Below are 17,335 nucleotides of genomic sequence, written 5' to 3'. Positions count from 1 at the left end.
ATTCATTTATATTACAAATTAATCATACATAGTCCATCCAGGATTCTGTGTCAAACGTTTATTATGCTTCAGCTCATCATGCCTGATTGGCCAGAAATACATTTTCGGTGAGAATGTAGAAGGCAAATTATAAATAGCAATTGGTACATGAAACTCATTTCGATGTGTTTCATCCATTACCACGTTACAACCATATATTTGTAATGCTTCTTCAACTGGGGCATCTTTCCAACGACGGAGATCATAGTAACGTTTGCCTTCGCCCATTAATTCAATCATACGTTCACGTTTCAATGCTTTACGTAATTCGTCTTTATTTGCATATTGGGTTTCTGTATAATCAGGAAGACCGGCACGAATACGTACAGGATGAATACCCTTCTGCATTTCTTCTTTATTACGACTAATCGTATAAGTCATCGATTCATCCCAAGAAGGAATATTATAGGTACCATCTAATTCATTTAAAGCTTCTGCATAAAGTAATAAAATATCAGCATAGCGAATTGCCGGTTCTGGTTTTTTCCTGATATTACCTGGAGAATCCTCAGGATTAACAAATTTCATAATGCCAATACCTGTACGCAAATGGAAAGGCGAGTTCATAAAACCATTCCCTAAACCACGATAGTAGAAAGTCTGCCGATTACGATCATTTGGTTCTGTACGACTCATATAATTCCAAACAGCCCCATTATATGCTACCGAAGCATAGAAACGAGGTTCACGATTTGCATATTGCAAAGAAACATTTTCGCTTAGTGGCTTATAAAGTCCTTTCTCAACATCTTCTTTTGTTGTAAAACCTGTCAAACGCTGAGAACCATCACCGCGTCCGATTTCCTTGTCCTTTCCTGGGCAATCAGAACCATTGTTCATATAATAAGCATCACACATCTTCTGTGTTAAACCATGTGTATTCCATCCACCAAAATCTCGCGGCATCTGATGCAATACCAATGCCTCAATTGCATAATCCCCATCAGTTGTATTATTAATACGAGAAAATATCAACTCAGGATTATCCACAGCAGACACATCACCACTAAATAAGTTACGATAAGATTTGAAAGGGTCAATATCTTTCCAACCATTTGGCCAGATTTTAGTAGAGAAGTTGTTATCAGAAGGTGGAACAATAGTCGGACGATCTTGAGGTCCATTATCAGAACTTGAGAATGAAGCATGATAAAGTTCGTACACTCCCAATTCCATCACATCTTTACAAGCTGCAGCTGCTTTTGCCCATTTTTCTTCATTGTATTCAGGAGATAAGAGACGGCGTCCCTGATCATCTACTAATGCTTGTGCAAACTCATCATTGTTACCATTTGCCAAAGGACTTGCTGCAAAAATCAAAGCATAAGCACGAGTAGCTAATGCAGCACCCTTAGTTGGACGAGCAATATTCTCGTTATCCATACGTTTTAAATATTGTAACTCTTTGGCAGCTTGTACCATTTCAGCACTAATGAAGTCAGCAACCTCTTCGTAAGAACTACGAGGAGTGGCAATCTGGTCATAACTTTGAGTATAGTCCACTCCTTCATCCGGCATCAAAGGTATTGGACCATATTTACGAAGTAACAACCAGTAAAAATAAGCACGAACAAAGCGGGCTTGTCCTTTATAATCCAATCTTTCCTCCGGAGTCATGGTTGGGTTCATATCAATGTTATGGATGAAGACAGAAGCCTGGTAGATTCCTTTATAACAACGAGGCCAAACCTCATTAAACTCATTCTCATTATACTCTCCCAATTTGAATTTATTATAAGAAAGCTGACTGCCTTCTTTAGGATCATATGCAATATCACGGTCCCCATAGTACATGTCGTCGGCAAAGCAATGGCTACTTGTACCTGCATCTTTACTCACTACATCAGCACATTGATTCTTCAAAAAAGAATATGCATAAGCAAGCCACTGCTCTGTACGATCTCTATCTGTAAAAACCGCTTCAATAGTAGTACGGTCTTTGAAATACTTGTCTGACTCCAAATAGTCATTGCAGGATGAAAACACACCTGCACTAAAGATGGCCAGCAGTAATATAAATAGTTTCTTTATCATAATTTCGTATTATTTTATAAATTAACTGTTAAACCCATTGTAATTGATTTAGTCAACGGATATTCTTCACCACGTGGCTGAGTTGATTCTGGATCCCACAATTTGAAACTTGACCAAGTAATTAAATTAGATCCTGCAACGAATATACGGATGTTATTAAAATGAAGTTTATTCGTTATATTTTTCGGAAGAGTATAACCTATATCTACATTTTTCAAGCGTACATAGCGTCCGTTACGTAACCAATAAGTAGACCCCTGCTCATTGTTCCCATTTACACCATATGTTAAGCGTGGATAAGGAGCATTCGGATTTTCATTCGCCTGGATACCAAGTTTTTCTGCAGTTTCTGAATCTACCCAACGATCTTCAAGCATACCTTTCATGATATTGCCCCAGTCATTTTCTCTAAATGCAAATACACACTTGCCATAAATAGGGAAAGTTGATTTACCAGCACCTTGGAAATGAACATTAAAATCAAACCCATTCCATGCAACAGAAGCACCAATACCATAAACCAGATTAGGCCGTCTTGTCGCACCGATAGCAACTCGGTCACCATTATTAATAACACCGTCACCATTGACATCTTTATATTTAATATCACCAGGTTGTACTACTCCAAATTCCTGTTTTGGACTATTGCGGATATCATCATAGTCTTTAAACAATCCTAATGCAATAAGACCCTTTTCTTGATCCACACGATAGCCACGTTCATATTGATAAGGATAAACCTTATTTTCCTCATCCCTATCTAATACTTCATTTTTACTATAGGTCATATTACCACGGATTGTCATATCGACATTCCCAATTTTCTCTTTTAATGAGAAATGTCCATCAAAGCCTCTAGAACGAACTGCACCGACATTAGCTCTAGGTTTACTTTCCAATCCTGTAATGAATGGCAGGAATTTGCGTGTCATATAAATACCTGTACGTTTTTCATAGAAATAATCTACTGTAGCAGAGAATTTATCGTTGAATAATGATAAATCTATTCCAAGGTCATCTTTAGTAGCAACTTCCCATGTTATATATGGAGAAGCTACCTGCGCATAATGTATACCTTTATAATAATTAGAATATGCTGCTGTTCCCCAATTATAACCTGCAAGGTCATGAGTTTTATCCTTTGAATCTTTATACCAATCCTGAATGGTATACAAATATGGGAATCTATCATTCATATTGTCATTACCAACTTTACCATGTGAGTAACGAACTTTGAACATATTCATCCACTTTAGATTATTCTTGACAATAGGTTCTTCAGCGATATTCCACGCTGCAGAAAAAGCAGGAAAGAATCCGTATTGGTGTCCTGTTGCAAAGTTCTCAGAACCTGTATAACCGAAATTAAAATCAAAGAAATAACGGTAATTCCAATTGTATGTAACGCGTCCGGCTAAACCCTGATTTCGTCGTGCTACACCATTTTTAATATCAGTACCTATATCTACTGTCTGTTTTTTAGAATCTTGTGTATATCTTACTGTAGCACCAAGATGATGATCTTTAAAACCACGATCCCAACTTAATAATAAATCTAAAAACTCGCGACGATCTCCTCTCGAACCACTATCTTGAAACATATCACTTGGACCGGATACATGATCCCAAACAATTTCTCCATTTTGGGGATTACGGCTCAATGCTTTCCATTGGTCTGGCCAACGATGACGGTTAATCCAGTTACTATTATTAGTATCATATCCAAAACGTCCGACAAAACGTAACCCTTTGGTTATAAAATCAAAGTTCTGTTCTAATGTAACATTGGTCTGAATATTATTATCCCAATTTTCATTATAACCAGTTTGTGTAGCAGATACCCATGGATTGGTTTTATTTCCTGTACCTAAAGCTGGAATACGTCCATTGGAGTATAGTACTGGAGTACTAAGAGCATTGTATCCAAAAAGTTCTCCCCATACATCATTATCACCTAATCCAGGACTATTACGTTTAGCTAAAGAGCCCGATACTCCTACTTTTAAAAGAGTCGTTTTGGTAATATCAATATCAACATTCATACGGTAATTCCAACGTTTATAGTTAGCATTCGTATCATAATCTTTTTTCAAAGTATCATCGGTTTTGTACATACCTTCATCTTCCACATAACTAGCGGAAACAAAGTAACGAGCTGTAGAACCACCACCGCTTAAATTCAAGTTGGCACGATAACTCCAAGCTCCATCTTTTAACAGTACATCCATCCAATCTACATTCGGATATAAATCAGGATCTAAGCCTAAACGTATAATCTCCAGTTCTTCCGGTCTAAAAACAAAACCTTTATTACGAGTAACACAAGCTTCATTCATTAAATTGGCATATGTATTTCCATCTACAAACTCTGGAGTAATAGTACGTGTATTATACGAAGTTTCTACTTTAGCATTAATATTTACTTTACCAGCTTTACCATGTTTGGTAGTAATCAATACTACACCATTAGCACCCTTAGAACCATAAATAGCAGTAGCTGAAGCATCCTTTAATACAGTGAATGATTCAATATCTTCAATATTAATCTCATCCAAATTATTACGTTCAAATCCATCAACCAATATATAAGCACTATTACTAGCTCCAAAAGTAGAAATACCACGGATCCAGAATTCAGAAGTGTTTTTTCCAGGTTGCCCTGAATTCTGCATTGCGATGATTCCCGGTACATTACCAGCTAGTGCATTAGATAAATTAGAAGTCGGGAACCGTTTCAAGTCTTCCACTTTCACATTAGTTACTGCACCGGTAACGGTCAGTTTTTTCTGTGTTCCCATACCTGTAACCACTACTTCATCTATTGCACTTGCAGCGGCCTCTTTCATCTCTACATTAATAGTATATTTATCTTTTACTAAAATCTCAACAGTTTCATAACCAATATAAGTAAAAGCTAATTTATGATAAGGCTCCATCTTAAGATGATAATGTCCATCTAAGTCTGTGATAGCACCCAGACCTGCAACATCTTTCACAGAGACATTGACACCGATCATAGGTACTCCTTTCGTGTCGGTAACTGTACCACTCACAGTTACAGTTTGCTGTGCTAACATAGTTAATGGTATGCATAGTAACACAGCAAACATGATTAAATACTTTTTCATATAAATACGTGTTTATTCGTTAGATTTTGATTAATTAAAATTACCTGATTCCAGATCTACCGATGTTCCCGTTTCTCCTTCCATTGATATTGTACGTATCTTACGACCTACAACATCCAAAATATAGAATACATTGTCTCTCTCATCATAAGCTATACCACTTGGATCACGGAAGCGGGCAACTTCACGTAAATCACCATCCTCAGTACCCCAAACATTATTGTCAACAACAGAAGTAGTGTTTCCACGTCCAGCATAAGTACTTACGATACCTTCTGGAGATAGTTTACGAATACAGTGGTTTTTATTATCGCAAAAATAGAAATCATACACATCTTCCCTACCTTCATCTACATACTCTTGGTTCTTTACAAATATTCCTTGATATGGACGATTTAATCTAGCACTTACTCCGGCAGCATCTTCCCATGCAGCAGAACGCGCCTGTCCAGCAACAACGTAAGCAGGAGCAAAACGTTTCTTTTCCCAGTTGTAGTCAGTACGCAAAATATAATGTTGATTAATTACCACAATATAGGCATAATTACCACTAGGATGTATGTTAATCTGGAATTCCCAACCAGTGTCCTGAATTGTAAATAATTCGTCATAATTCCCGCCATCTCTGTCAGGATTCCAATTACCACCATTATTAATTGTTTCAAAGTATTTGGATACATCCATACGGAATACCTGACCGCGTTCATAACTATTAAAGTATAGTTCGTTATTATTTATCGGATGAAGAGCAGCACCATTACATTGTTTATAAGAAGCAATTAACTGAATACTACTATTATTCGTAAATGAACCATCTTCATTACGCTTCACGAAATATACACTTGGACTAGTTCCAGTACCCCAACCATTAAAATCGACAGCTACAACCATATATTGTCCATCATTTGTGAAGTCAAGCGAACGCAAACGTCTATCCCCAAATGATGAACGATTTAACGGAGTAGAAAGCATTCGATTCTTCAAATCCAACAATTGAATATCAGCACCGTCATATACAACGTACAGGTGATCAGGATACAGCGGATCAAACTTCAAACATCCATCATTACGAAACCCGCAACAGATGTCAAAAGAACCATCTTTCCAGCCCTGATTATCATATTCATTACGATAGCCGCATAATGTACCTACTACCATCTTTTTCTCATATTCAAAGATACTTTCCGATATACCAGTCACTTGGTTCTCTTCTTCTCCGACTATCACTTTAATGTCACCGTCATAAGCTTGTGATGGGACTAAACAATAAATACTATTGTTATTAACATTAATAATAGTAGCTTTTTTCCCACCGATCATAACATTGACCAACGACTTATCCAATCCAAAATTTTCTCCGTAGATAACCAGACGCTGCCCGGTTCCACCTTTCTTAGGTGTGAAATCAGAGATCAACACGGGTTTCGAAGGATCAAAAGCTACTGCATTTGCATTGTCATCATCATCTTTGCAACTGCAAATGCAAATCGTGAATAATGCCAGTAGTACCCACTGCCACTCCTTCAATACTTTTTTCATTTTACATTTCATGTTTTTCATTTTAGTTAATAATAAGTGTATTGTAAATTAATCATCTCATCGAGCTTTATCCATAAGTACCTTCATCCAGTATCCACCGATTACAGAACGAGCTTTAAAACCAACCCATTCACCACTATCCGTATGATGCCAGTCACTGATAGGTACACGAGTTTTTGTTTCATCAATGTATTTATAAAGGGGATCTATAAACTTCTCGAATGTATTCTGGTCAGGTGCCATTGCCGCTGTCCACATAATCCAGTCCGATTTAGTGTACTCTTTGCGAGAATCCAGAGGCAAACCATAAAGATTCTGCTTGGTCTGATAATACTTGATTTCTTTTTCGATTACGTTATTGGGGAAGAGATTCAGGTTCCAGATTTTATCCCAAACCATATTATATTTTTGACTCCAAGTATCTTTACGGTCAAAAGCAAGACGATAATGATCACCTTCGTTTGCCATTTCTTCCCATTTCACCGCCATATTCTTGGCAATAACAGCATATTTGTCCGCAACATCATCCAAACCAAGTAGACGTGCCATCTCACTATATCCGGCAACACCCATAATAGCTTTTATTGACAAGTTCGCATTATGCGCCCAATGACCCGCAAAGTCATCCGTACAAAGTTGATTCTCAGGGTCCTGTCCATACTCTACTAAATAATTAGTCCACGTGGTTAAAATACCCCAATATTTTTTTACATAATCGGCATTTCCTTCAATTTTTGAGATAGCTGCAGCTAGAATAACCATGTTACCACCTTCTTCAATAGGCATATCGCCTCCGTAAACTTGTCCGTTAGCTATAGGATATGTTCCTAAGTCATGAGCTGGGAAAGGTTTATTCCAACGACCACTAGCACTATATTCAAAAATACTAGTCATCATTGCTTTCTGTAAATCAGGATTATAAATCAAAAATAATGGAGCAGATGGATAAGTCAAGTCCACTGTATTAACACAACCATTACTATTGTTCTCTTTTGAAAACCACATCAAGTTACCTTCTTTATCTTTGAAGAGTTTGTGGGCTGACATTACCTGACGATAAGCAGCCGAACAGATTTCAGCATATTTTTTGCCACCTGCTTTCTCTGCGTCATTATAAATCATCGCATCCAAAGCGCGGCAACGCTCCATAATTGGTTGATAATTATCTCTCAAATTCTCGAAAGCATCGAATATGGTTACTTTACCGTCGTGCTTCCAATATCCCATACGCTTTTCATACATATATTCAATAGAATAGATATCATCATAACCAATCATCATGAATCCCTCTTTGCTATCCTTGGAAACTATACCTAAATTATGTACATAAGTCATAGCTGGATTATCCTCTTCTTTGCGAGTAGTCCATTTTGTAATAGTGGAATTTAAACTTCCGTTTTTTACAAACGATTCTTTCATTCTATAATAATCGCCTAAACCTATAGATTTCCCAGCTCCATTTACACTAGCAAGGTATGCGTAACCCCAATCTGCACAAATTAAGTCACCTTTACGATCACATATTGGCTGATCAATGGACCCAGCCTCAACATAACTAATACCATTTTTAGATAACGTACGTGCAATAGTAGGTTGATTATTCTCATTAATACTCAATTCTGGAGTAGTTTCCATATAGAGTTGTACATCATGACCTTTCTGATCAAGTGCTCGTACGCGATAGGATATATAATTAATAGGTGTGGATAATAGATCCAAATCATCAATCAACTGAGGAGCTGTAAAAACGAGATCGAGCTCTACAGGACCACAGGTAAAAGTATAATAACTAGAAGTCGCTAATACATCTACAGATTTTTGAATAGCCTCATCAGAGAACTTTACGGCATCTTTCTTTTCACGGAATAAACCAAAATCCACATAGGAACCTCCTGTAGTATTGTGGCAATGAGCAGCAATCACATTCTTACCATTACGCAATTTTTTCTTTGCTGCATCAGTCAGTTTCAAATACACATTGTCTCTCCAAACTAGATCTGTAGAAACTAATTTTTCCCCATTGAGATATAGTTCAAATACATCATCATGAGAATAAATTAAATAAAAATCTTCTGCTAAATCTAAATTATTAATATCGAATTCGCGACGAATATAAATATCAGTATCATTCCCTTTCCATTCAGTGTGAACCCGTTGCATATCGTGGCTACCAAAAGCAGCCTTTCCTTTTTTCCAACTGCTATCATCAAATTGAAATTCTTGCCATCCATTAGATGGTGTGCTATTCGTATAAGCTGCTTCCCAACGTTCTACATTTGTCATAGGGGCAATCGGGACTAAATTTATTTTATCTTTACCTAGAAAACGATATACTTTACCATCTACCCGTAGGGCACCCAATAAAGGCTTCTTTGCACTTGTCCAATGTTCTGTACTCCCTTCCATCAATTTGTCATAAGGAGACCAAATTGAAAAATATGGGTCTGAAACAACAATTGGCACTGACGGGACACGTAGTGCTATTTCTTTAACAGGTTCAAAAAAGTTAGTTGTCTGAGCATTAATCAGCATACTAACAGAAAGAGCCATCATAATTAGTAGTTTCTTCATAATTCTTTTAATTAATCTAAAATTTAAGGTTATCCATCCTACAATCTTCTTACCTTAATAATAAAACAACCCCATGTTAGCTAAATTTCTTCTTACCTTAAATAATACCTTAATGAAAACTTTAATCCTTAATACTTTTATTTTTTCTTTTTACCTATTAACAAATACCAGTATTGTCAAATCTTGAATAGAATGTTATGGAGAAAAGTACTACTGTTTTGTGTATCTTGAGTAGACATAAAACCTGTAAAGGCTAGTTATTTCCCATAGCATTTTATTTCGATCGATACAAAATAAGACAATTAATATAAAAAATAAGGAAAATCTATGGTCAAGAAAGGATAAAATCTGCTCTTTTTTATGTTTTTCTCCTTTTTTAGACTCAATAAATAGAGGTCTCTATGCCGTTTGAGCAATATTTATCCTTTTATGAACAGATATTTTCCTTAGCTTAAAGAAAATTATAAAAGCATGAGCAATCATCAACTTTAACTAAAGAGATATTTGCTGTTTTAGATAGCTTTCTTAAATTTGCAACACGAATGCAATACAGATCACTATAGCAAAATATTTTCCATATATTAAACCAAAGTACGTTACTCAAGAGGGCACTACAGTTCTTTATATTCGATATAATTATGATCGGTTTAAACGTACACTCATCTCTACTGGATACAATATTAAACCTGAATATTGGGATGCCAAGAAGAGATGGATTAAACGTGCTTGTCCACAATACGAAGAAATTGATTCTTGTTTAATTAGAATCACATCAAAACTTGGCAAAATTCTTACTTATGCTAAAGATAATAATCTAGATCCGACTGTTGATTTTGTTTTGCTCGAATTGGAAAAAGATAGGGAATATGATTTGCGTTCCCATCGAATAGATATATTTGATGCATTAGAAAGATATATTATAGAAAAGGCTCCATCTGTTTCTAAAGATCAGATCAAAGATTATAGAACACTTCGTAAACATCTAATTGCTTTTAAGGAATATTCATCTCAACCTTTGTCATTTCATAATTTGAATTTGACATTTTACAATGAATTCATGGATTATTTATTCTATAAAGCTGAAAAGCCAAATGGAACAAAAGGATTACTCACTAACTCTGCAGGGAAAATTATACGATTATTGAAAGGATTTGTTAATTTTCAGATTGTAAAAGGAGCCATTCCGCCAATTGATCTAAGATGTTTCAAAGTTGTAGAGGAAGAAACTGATGCTATTTATTTAAGTGAAAAAGAATTAGCAGCGATATACGAGCTCGATCTATCGGATGATAAGCAATTGGAGAAAATACGCGATATATTTATCACTGGATGTTTTACAGGTTTACGATATAGTGATCTTTCAACTTTAGGTCCAGAACACATTGATTTGGATAATGGAAATATAAACCTTAAACAAAGAAAAGTACATAAGGCAGTTATTATTCCCATGATTGATTATGTTCCAGAGATTCTTAAAAAATACAATTATGAATTACCCAAAATACCAAGATATTTATTTAATGATAGGGTAAAAGAGTTGGGACTAAAAGCGAAGTTAAGACAGAAAGTTGAAATAGTTCGTAAAAAAGGCAAAGAACGAGAAAAACGAATATACGAAAAATGGGAACTAATATACTCCCATACTTGTAGACGCTCTTTTTGTACGAATATGTATTTATCAGGTTTTCCTGCAGAAGAATTGATGCGAATATCTGGTCACAAAAGTCCATCTGCTTTTATGCGATATATCAAAGTTGATAATCTGCAAGCCGCTAATAGATTGAAGGAACTGAGGGCTAGACTTGCCCAATAAAATTAAAAAGATTTGTTTTTATATTATGATTTAAATTATTCATATACTATTTTATTCTACATGTTCATACTATAATAAACAAGATGATATAGGTAAGTGTTCCTAATTAATTCATATCATGAGCATCTGTTGTTTAAGGGGATAATAGACAGCATTGACTAATTGCGAACTGTAACTTATGTAATAAAAATATATTTTACTATTCATTGCTGGTTATAAATCTTAGCTTATTTGTCAATAATCATCCTATAATTATCAAAGGTAGTGCTTTATTTCTATAAAAGGTTAATAATTAACATGTTGTAAATTTCGTATTTTGATTTAAAGCCAAGACATAGTTTCTTTAAAAGAAACAAATAGTTCCTCGGTGAGAAACAAGTTGTTTCTCACCGAGGAACTAACCAATCTTTAATATCTGAAAGAAAAACTACAATAATATTCTTATTTTTCAAAAAATAGACTATGCAGAGCCTTCTTTATAGCGTAATAAATTAATCAAATAAGTTAGTATTCCTAATTAATATGTATCATGAGTATCTATCTAAAGGAGCGAAGCGAAGAATGACGGATAACATTAACTAATTGTGAACAGTTACTTACAAGATGTTTATTCGCCAATTTAAGAGATGAGCATCAGTATATGTTTTAATTATAAACATGTCATATTACTATTATACTTTCATATCTATAATAAACTTCTTTAGTACATAGACATAGTATAAAAAACACAACACAAAGACAATACATTTTTATGTAACAAATTGATATACAATACATTGTTTGCAAGACTGCGGTATGGACAGGACCCTGAGAATNCAACTTTGTACGGATGACTTTGCGGGTCATTGGGCGCATAATGCGAACTTGTCAATAAAAGCTATTATGGGTGTTGCCGGATATAGTGAGATGGCACGTCTACTTGGTTTGGATGATGTTGCGGACAAATATGCTGTTATTGCCAAGAATATGGCGGTGAAATGGGAAGAAATGGCAAACGAAGGTGATCATTATCGTCTTGCTTTTGACCGTAAAGATACTTGGAGTCAAAAATATAATATGGTTTGGGATAAAATCTGGAACCTGAATCTCTTCCCCAATAACGTAATCGAAAAAGAAATCAAGTATTATCAGACTAAGCAGAATCTTTATGGTTTGCCTCTGGATTCTCGCAAAGAGTACACTAAATCGGACTGGATTATGTGGACGGCGGCAATGGCACCTGACCAGAATACATTCGAGAAGTTTATAGATCCCCTTTATAAATACATTGATGAAACAAAAACTCGTGTACCTATCAGTGATTGGCATCATACGGGTAGTGGTGAATACGTGGGGTTCAGAGCCCGCTCTGTTATCGGAGGATATTGGATGCAAGTAATGATAAACAAAATATTATGAGATACTTAATTTACAACATACCTATTTATCAGCTAAATATGAATGCATGCTCTTATCAAATTCCTCTTCAAGGAGAGAAAAGACAAAAATCCGATCAATCAAAACTTACTTCTGAAGAGTATAGCTTTTTTCAGCGGTTTCGTTTGCGTAAACGGAAATACTAAAGGCAATAATAAAACCACTTTAGTGGGGAACTGTGGATCGGAATGGTGAGGAAAAGTACCTGATACCGATTTCTTAAATGGAGAATATGTAAATATTTTATAATGATGGCTATATATTTATTAACTGATTTAAAATTTAATTTATGAGAAAAAGTACTTATTGGAAAATTAGGCATGGTAATCTGTTTTATGGGATTATGCTGGTATTATTTGCGCTTTGCTTCGCAAGTTGCAAAGACGATGAAGATCAGGAAGGAGCTTTTGATCCGAACAAGCCGATAGTTATTACGGATTTTACGCCCAGGAAGGGGGGATACGGTAGTAATTTGATTCTTTTTGGAGATAACTTTGGAAATGACCCTTCCAAAGTGAAGGTAACTATTGGAGGAAAGAATGCGCGGGTAATTACCGTAAAAAATCGTAGCCTGTATTGTGTCATTCCTGAGAAAGCTTACGATGGAAACGTCGAACTAAGTATTGTGGACGAAAATGGTGAGGTACTAGCTGGCTGTGAGGCTGAAGGGGTTTTTGAATATGAAAAGAAATGGCTGGTCAGTACATTCCTTGGAACTCGCTATGAGGTGAGTACTGATTTTGAAGAAAAGGAAGGACCATTTGATGATTGTGGTGGATTTTCGGATATCACATGGTTGTCATTTGACCCCAAATCAAACTTTGACAAGTTATACTTCTGTGCTCATACTCAGAAGAATCGTTTAATTGATTTCGCTGCGAATGACGGAAAAGGATATGTATATGATTTTATTACTCCAGATTTGGAGCGTGTATTCAGTATTCAATGGACTTCTGATGAAAACAAGGACATGGTGCTAACGGATGATACAAGTAATAATAGTAACAGATCTGGAGCTTATTTGGTTTCCCGCTCATCAAACTTTACGACTTTTATTGGACTATTCAATTACATTAGTACCAATGGTAGTATGATCCACCCTATTAATGGGGAGTATTACTGTACTGGTTATTATGCCAGCGATGTGAATAGATATGATTTCGAAACTAAGCAACTTACATATGCTTTTCAAAATCCACGTTCAAAAGCAGTTGTACGTATGTTCCCTCATCCATCTGGAAAGTTCGCTTATCTGATGCAATACAATAATCATTATATAGCCCGTACGGATTATGATGAAGAAAAGAAGTGTTTTATGGCTCCATATCTGATTTGCGGACAGGAAAGCTCTGCGGGATGGATTGATGGTGTCGGAACGAAAGCGAAATTGAATAAACCGACTCAAGGAGTATTTGTGAAGAATCCTGCATATGCAGGCGAAGAGGATGAATATGACTTCTACTTTTGCGATGAAGCAAATCATTGTGTCCGTGTTATGAACCCTCAGGGGCGTATCGAAACTTTTGCCGGACGCGGAAATAATGGAACCAGCGGATATGCAAACGGAGATCTCAGAACCGAAGCAAGATTCAATAACCCTAGAGCAATTGCTTATGACGAAAAACGTAATTGCTTTTATGTCGGTGATGCAGGTAATAAAGTGATCCGTAAGATTGCGAAAGAGGAATAACAATTGACAAACACATATATATACTTATGAAGAAAATTTTTTTATTAACATGTATGATGTTGATCGGTCTTTCCGTTCATGTGTTGGCGCAAGAAATGGTGACGATCACAGGAACAGTAGTTGATGCGAATAAGGAACCAATGATTGGTGCGAATGTATCTATACAGAATATGCCAGGATTGGGAGCGATTACTGATTTGAATGGTAAATACTCGATTAAGATGCCTCCTTACAACAAACTGGTGTTCAGCTATATCGGATTTGAAACAAAGGAAGTATTAGTGAAGGAACAACGAGTGGTGAATGTAACACTGAATGAGGCAGTGGCGCGTGAGATCGATGAGGTTGTTGTAACAGGTACTGGTGCACAAAAGAAGATTGCTGTGACAGGTGCTATCACGAACGTAGATGTAGATGAACTGAAATCAGTGCCTACTACTTCTGTTGTAGATGGTTTGGCAGGTGTGGTCCCAGGTATCATGGCTATGGCAGCAGACGGACGTCCTGGTACGACTTCCGAATTTTGGGTACGTAGTATATCAACGTTCGGTGCTAGCAACGCTGCATTGGTATTAGTAGATGGATTTGAACGTGATATTAATGAGGTTAATGTGGAAGATATCGAATCGTTCACCGTGCTGAAGGATGCTTCTGCTACGGCTATTTATGGTAGCAAGGGTGCGAATGGTGTAGTATTGATCAACACCAAGCGTGGAAAAGAAGGTAAAGTGAATGTAAATGTGAAACTGGAAGGTTTCTATAACACGTTTACGCAGAATTATGATTTTGTAGATGGGTATACATATGCGCGTATGGCGAATGAGGCCAAAATTACGCGTAATCAGGAACCATTGTTTTCACCGGAAGAACTAGATTTATTTCGTTTGGGACTGGATCCGGATTTATTTCCGAACGTAAATTGGATGGATGTCATGATGCGTGACGGAGCTTTTAGTTCACGTGCTACTTTGAATCTGAGTGGTGGTGGTAAGACGGCTCGTTATTTTGTGTCAGGAAGTTATCAGGATCAGCAGGGTATGTACAAAGTAGATGATGAAATGAAAAAAGACTATAACACGAATACGAATTTCCGTAAATGGACATATCGTATGAATGTAGATATAGACATCACTAAATCTACTTTATTGAAGGTTGGTGTTTCAGGTTCGTTGCGTAAGCAGAATGATCCGGGACAAGGAACCACCTCTATCTGGACAGCATTGATGGGATATAACGCTATCTCAGCACCTATTACTTACTCAGACGGGAAGATTCCGGCCATTGGAAACGATAACGGTGACCGTTTTAATCCATGGATACAAGCCACACAGACTGGTTATAATGAAAGCTGGAAAAACGACATTCAAACAAATATTACTTTGGAACAGAAGCTGGATTTCGTTACCAAAGGACTTAAGTTTATCGGACGTTTTGGATATGATACGAATAACTCCAACTGGATTAAACGTTACAAATATCCGGAACTATGGAAAGCGGAGCGTTATCGTACACCGGAAGGTGATTTGGTTTTCTCTAGAACGGTAGCGGAGAAGAAAATGGAACAGACTTCAGGCTCATCGGGTGACCGGAGAGAATTTTTTGAATGGGAATTACATTATGATCGCGGGTTTAAATTACACCATGTAGGAGGAGTGTTGAAGTATACACAGTCTTCAAAAGTATCTACACAAGGAATTGGATCAGACATTAAGAATGGTATAGCTCGTCGTAATCAGGGACTTGCAGGACGTGTAAACTACAATTGGAACTATCGTTATTTTATAGACTTCAATTTCGGATACACTGGTTCGGAAAACTTTCACAAAGATTATCGATTCGGGTTCTTTCCTGCAGTCTCAGGCGCATGGAACGTTGCAGAAGAACCGTTTGTGAAGAAAATAGCCGGAAAATGGTTGAATATGTTCAAAGTTCGTTATTCATACGGTAAGACTGGTAACGACAATTTGGGTAATGACCGTTTTCCTTATCTGTATACTATTGGCGACGGTTCTAACTATCAGTTCGCTGACTATGGTTACGATAGAGTATGGCAAGGTTATCGTTATGCAACGGTTTCTTCTGCAGACGTTTCATGGGAAATTGCTACCAAAAAAGACTTAGGTATCGATTTCAGCATGTTTGATGATAAATTCTCAGGTACAGTAGACTATTTTTATGAGCATCGTGATGACATTTATATGGAACGCAAATATCTTCCATGGATGGCTGGTGTGGAAAGTAACCCGAAAGCTAATGTGGGTTCTGTAAAAGTGGAAGGTTTTGACGGGAATTTTAAATATCGCCAAAAAATAGGAAAGGTAGACTTGACTATACGCGGTAACATGACTTACAGCAAGAATAAGATTCTTGAAAAAGATGAGGAAAATACGGTCTATTTTTACAAACAAGAACAAGGTTATCGCATTAACCAGGCTAAAGGATTAGTTGCTTTGGGATTGTTTAAAGATTATGATGATATTCGTAATAGTCCACGCCAGACATGGGGAGAAGTAATGCCAGGTGACATCAAATACAAAGACATTAATGGGGATGGTATTATCAACAGTGACGACCGTGTAGCTATTGGTGCGACTACCAAACCGAACCTTACATACGGATTCGGTATTGCTGCTAAGTGGAAAGGATTGGATATAAATGTGCATTTTCAGGGAGTGGGTAAATCAACTTATCAGATTAAAGGCACTACTGTCTTCATGTTTAGTTCCGGTGATGGATGGGGTAATATATTGACTGAAATGGCTAATAGTAACCGCTGGATATTAGGCGAAAATGAAGATCCAAATGCCGAATATCCCCGTCTGACTTACGGAGCTAACAGCAATAATCAGCAAGAATCCACTTACTGGCTGAGAAATGGCTCTTATATGCGCTTGAAAACATTGGATATTGGTTATTCGCTTCCTAAGACTTGGGTAAATAAGGCTCATATGAATACGGTACGTTTCTTCTTTGTAGGAACTAATTTGCTTACTTTCTCTAAGTTCAAACTTTGGGATCCGGAAATGGGTAGTTCGGATGGAAAGAAATATCCTCTTAGTAAAACTTTCGCTTTAGGTGTATCAGTTAATTTATAAAACGACAAAA

At 36.6% G+C, this 17,335-nt stretch carries 7 protein-coding genes and 2 pseudogenes; 5 read left to right on the top strand and 4 right to left on the bottom strand.

Annotated features, from left to right (window positions below):
• Window positions 1-18 precede the first annotated feature (18 nt).
• Genes CZ225_RS00110 through CZ225_RS00095 form a run of 4 tightly spaced genes read right to left on the bottom strand, consistent with a single transcriptional unit; the run spans window position 19 to window position 9,311 of the window.
• Window positions 19-2,073: a RagB/SusD family nutrient uptake outer membrane protein gene (locus CZ225_RS00110; RefSeq protein WP_073350283.1), complete on the bottom strand. Its 2,055-nt coding sequence runs from the start codon at window positions 2,071-2,073 to the stop codon at window positions 19-21.
• 14 nt (window positions 2,074-2,087) lie between these two features.
• Window positions 2,088-5,201 (bottom strand): SusC/RagA family TonB-linked outer membrane protein, encoded by a 3,114-nt coding sequence (locus CZ225_RS00105; RefSeq protein WP_129585711.1) that lies wholly within the window; start codon window positions 5,199-5,201, stop codon window positions 2,088-2,090.
• 30 nt (window positions 5,202-5,231) lie between these two features.
• Window positions 5,232-6,740, bottom strand: coding sequence for an IPT/TIG domain-containing protein (locus CZ225_RS00100; RefSeq protein WP_077155608.1), 1,509 nt, complete (start codon window positions 6,738-6,740; stop codon window positions 5,232-5,234).
• Between the two features lie 57 nt (window positions 6,741-6,797).
• Window positions 6,798-9,311 (bottom strand): glutaminase domain-containing protein, encoded by a 2,514-nt coding sequence (locus tag CZ225_RS00095; protein ID WP_077152529.1) that lies wholly within the window; start codon window positions 9,309-9,311, stop codon window positions 6,798-6,800.
• Between the two features lie 529 nt (window positions 9,312-9,840).
• Here CZ225_RS00095 and CZ225_RS24625 point away from each other — a divergent pair.
• The 5 genes and pseudogenes from CZ225_RS24625 to CZ225_RS00075 form a co-directional block, all read left to right on the top strand.
• Window positions 9,841-10,065, top strand: a pseudogene (locus CZ225_RS24625) (Arm DNA-binding domain-containing protein); the annotation flags it as partial.
• A 93-nt stretch (window positions 10,066-10,158) separates the two neighbouring features.
• Complete coding sequence (locus CZ225_RS00090) at window positions 10,159-11,124, top strand: site-specific integrase (protein ID WP_234982964.1); 966 nt, start codon at window positions 10,159-10,161, stop codon at window positions 11,122-11,124.
• A gap of 794 nt (window positions 11,125-11,918) precedes the next feature.
• A pseudogene (locus CZ225_RS00085) lies at window positions 11,919-12,522 on the top strand (glutaminase domain-containing protein); the annotation flags it as partial.
• Window positions 12,523-12,829: 307 nt separating this feature from the next.
• A complete protein-coding gene (locus CZ225_RS00080; RefSeq protein WP_077152527.1) occupies window positions 12,830-14,230 on the top strand; it encodes an IPT/TIG domain-containing protein in 1,401 nt (466 codons plus the stop codon).
• 26 nt (window positions 14,231-14,256) lie between these two features.
• Complete coding sequence (locus CZ225_RS00075; protein WP_077152526.1) at window positions 14,257-17,325, top strand: SusC/RagA family TonB-linked outer membrane protein; 3,069 nt, start codon at window positions 14,257-14,259, stop codon at window positions 17,323-17,325.
• Window positions 17,326-17,335 lie beyond the last annotated feature (10 nt).

It is taken from the genome of Bacteroides bouchesdurhonensis (assembly GCF_900155865.1).
Taxonomy (GTDB): Bacteria; Bacteroidota; Bacteroidia; order Bacteroidales; family Bacteroidaceae; genus Bacteroides; species Bacteroides bouchesdurhonensis.
This window is presented reverse-complemented; position numbering and strand designations above follow the sequence as displayed.

Bases quoted from the DNA above. Each gene is read 5' to 3' on its own strand.
- CZ225_RS00110 (WP_073350283.1), bottom strand. From the start codon at position 2,073: ATGATAAAGAAACTATTTATATTACTGCTGGCCATCTTTAGTGCAGGT.
- CZ225_RS00105 (WP_129585711.1), bottom strand. From the start codon at position 5,201: ATGAAAAAGTATTTAATCATGTTTGCTGTGTTACTATGCATACCATTA.
- CZ225_RS00100 (WP_077155608.1), bottom strand. From the start codon at position 6,740: ATGAAAAAAGTATTGAAGGAGTGGCAGTGGGTACTACTGGCATTATTC.
- CZ225_RS00095 (WP_077152529.1), bottom strand. From the start codon at position 9,311: ATGAAGAAACTACTAATTATGATGGCTCTTTCTGTTAGTATGCTGATT.
- CZ225_RS00080 (WP_077152527.1), top strand. From the start codon at position 12,830: ATGAGAAAAAGTACTTATTGGAAAATTAGGCATGGTAATCTGTTTTAT.
- CZ225_RS00075 (WP_077152526.1), top strand. From the start codon at position 14,257: ATGAAGAAAATTTTTTTATTAACATGTATGATGTTGATCGGTCTTTCC.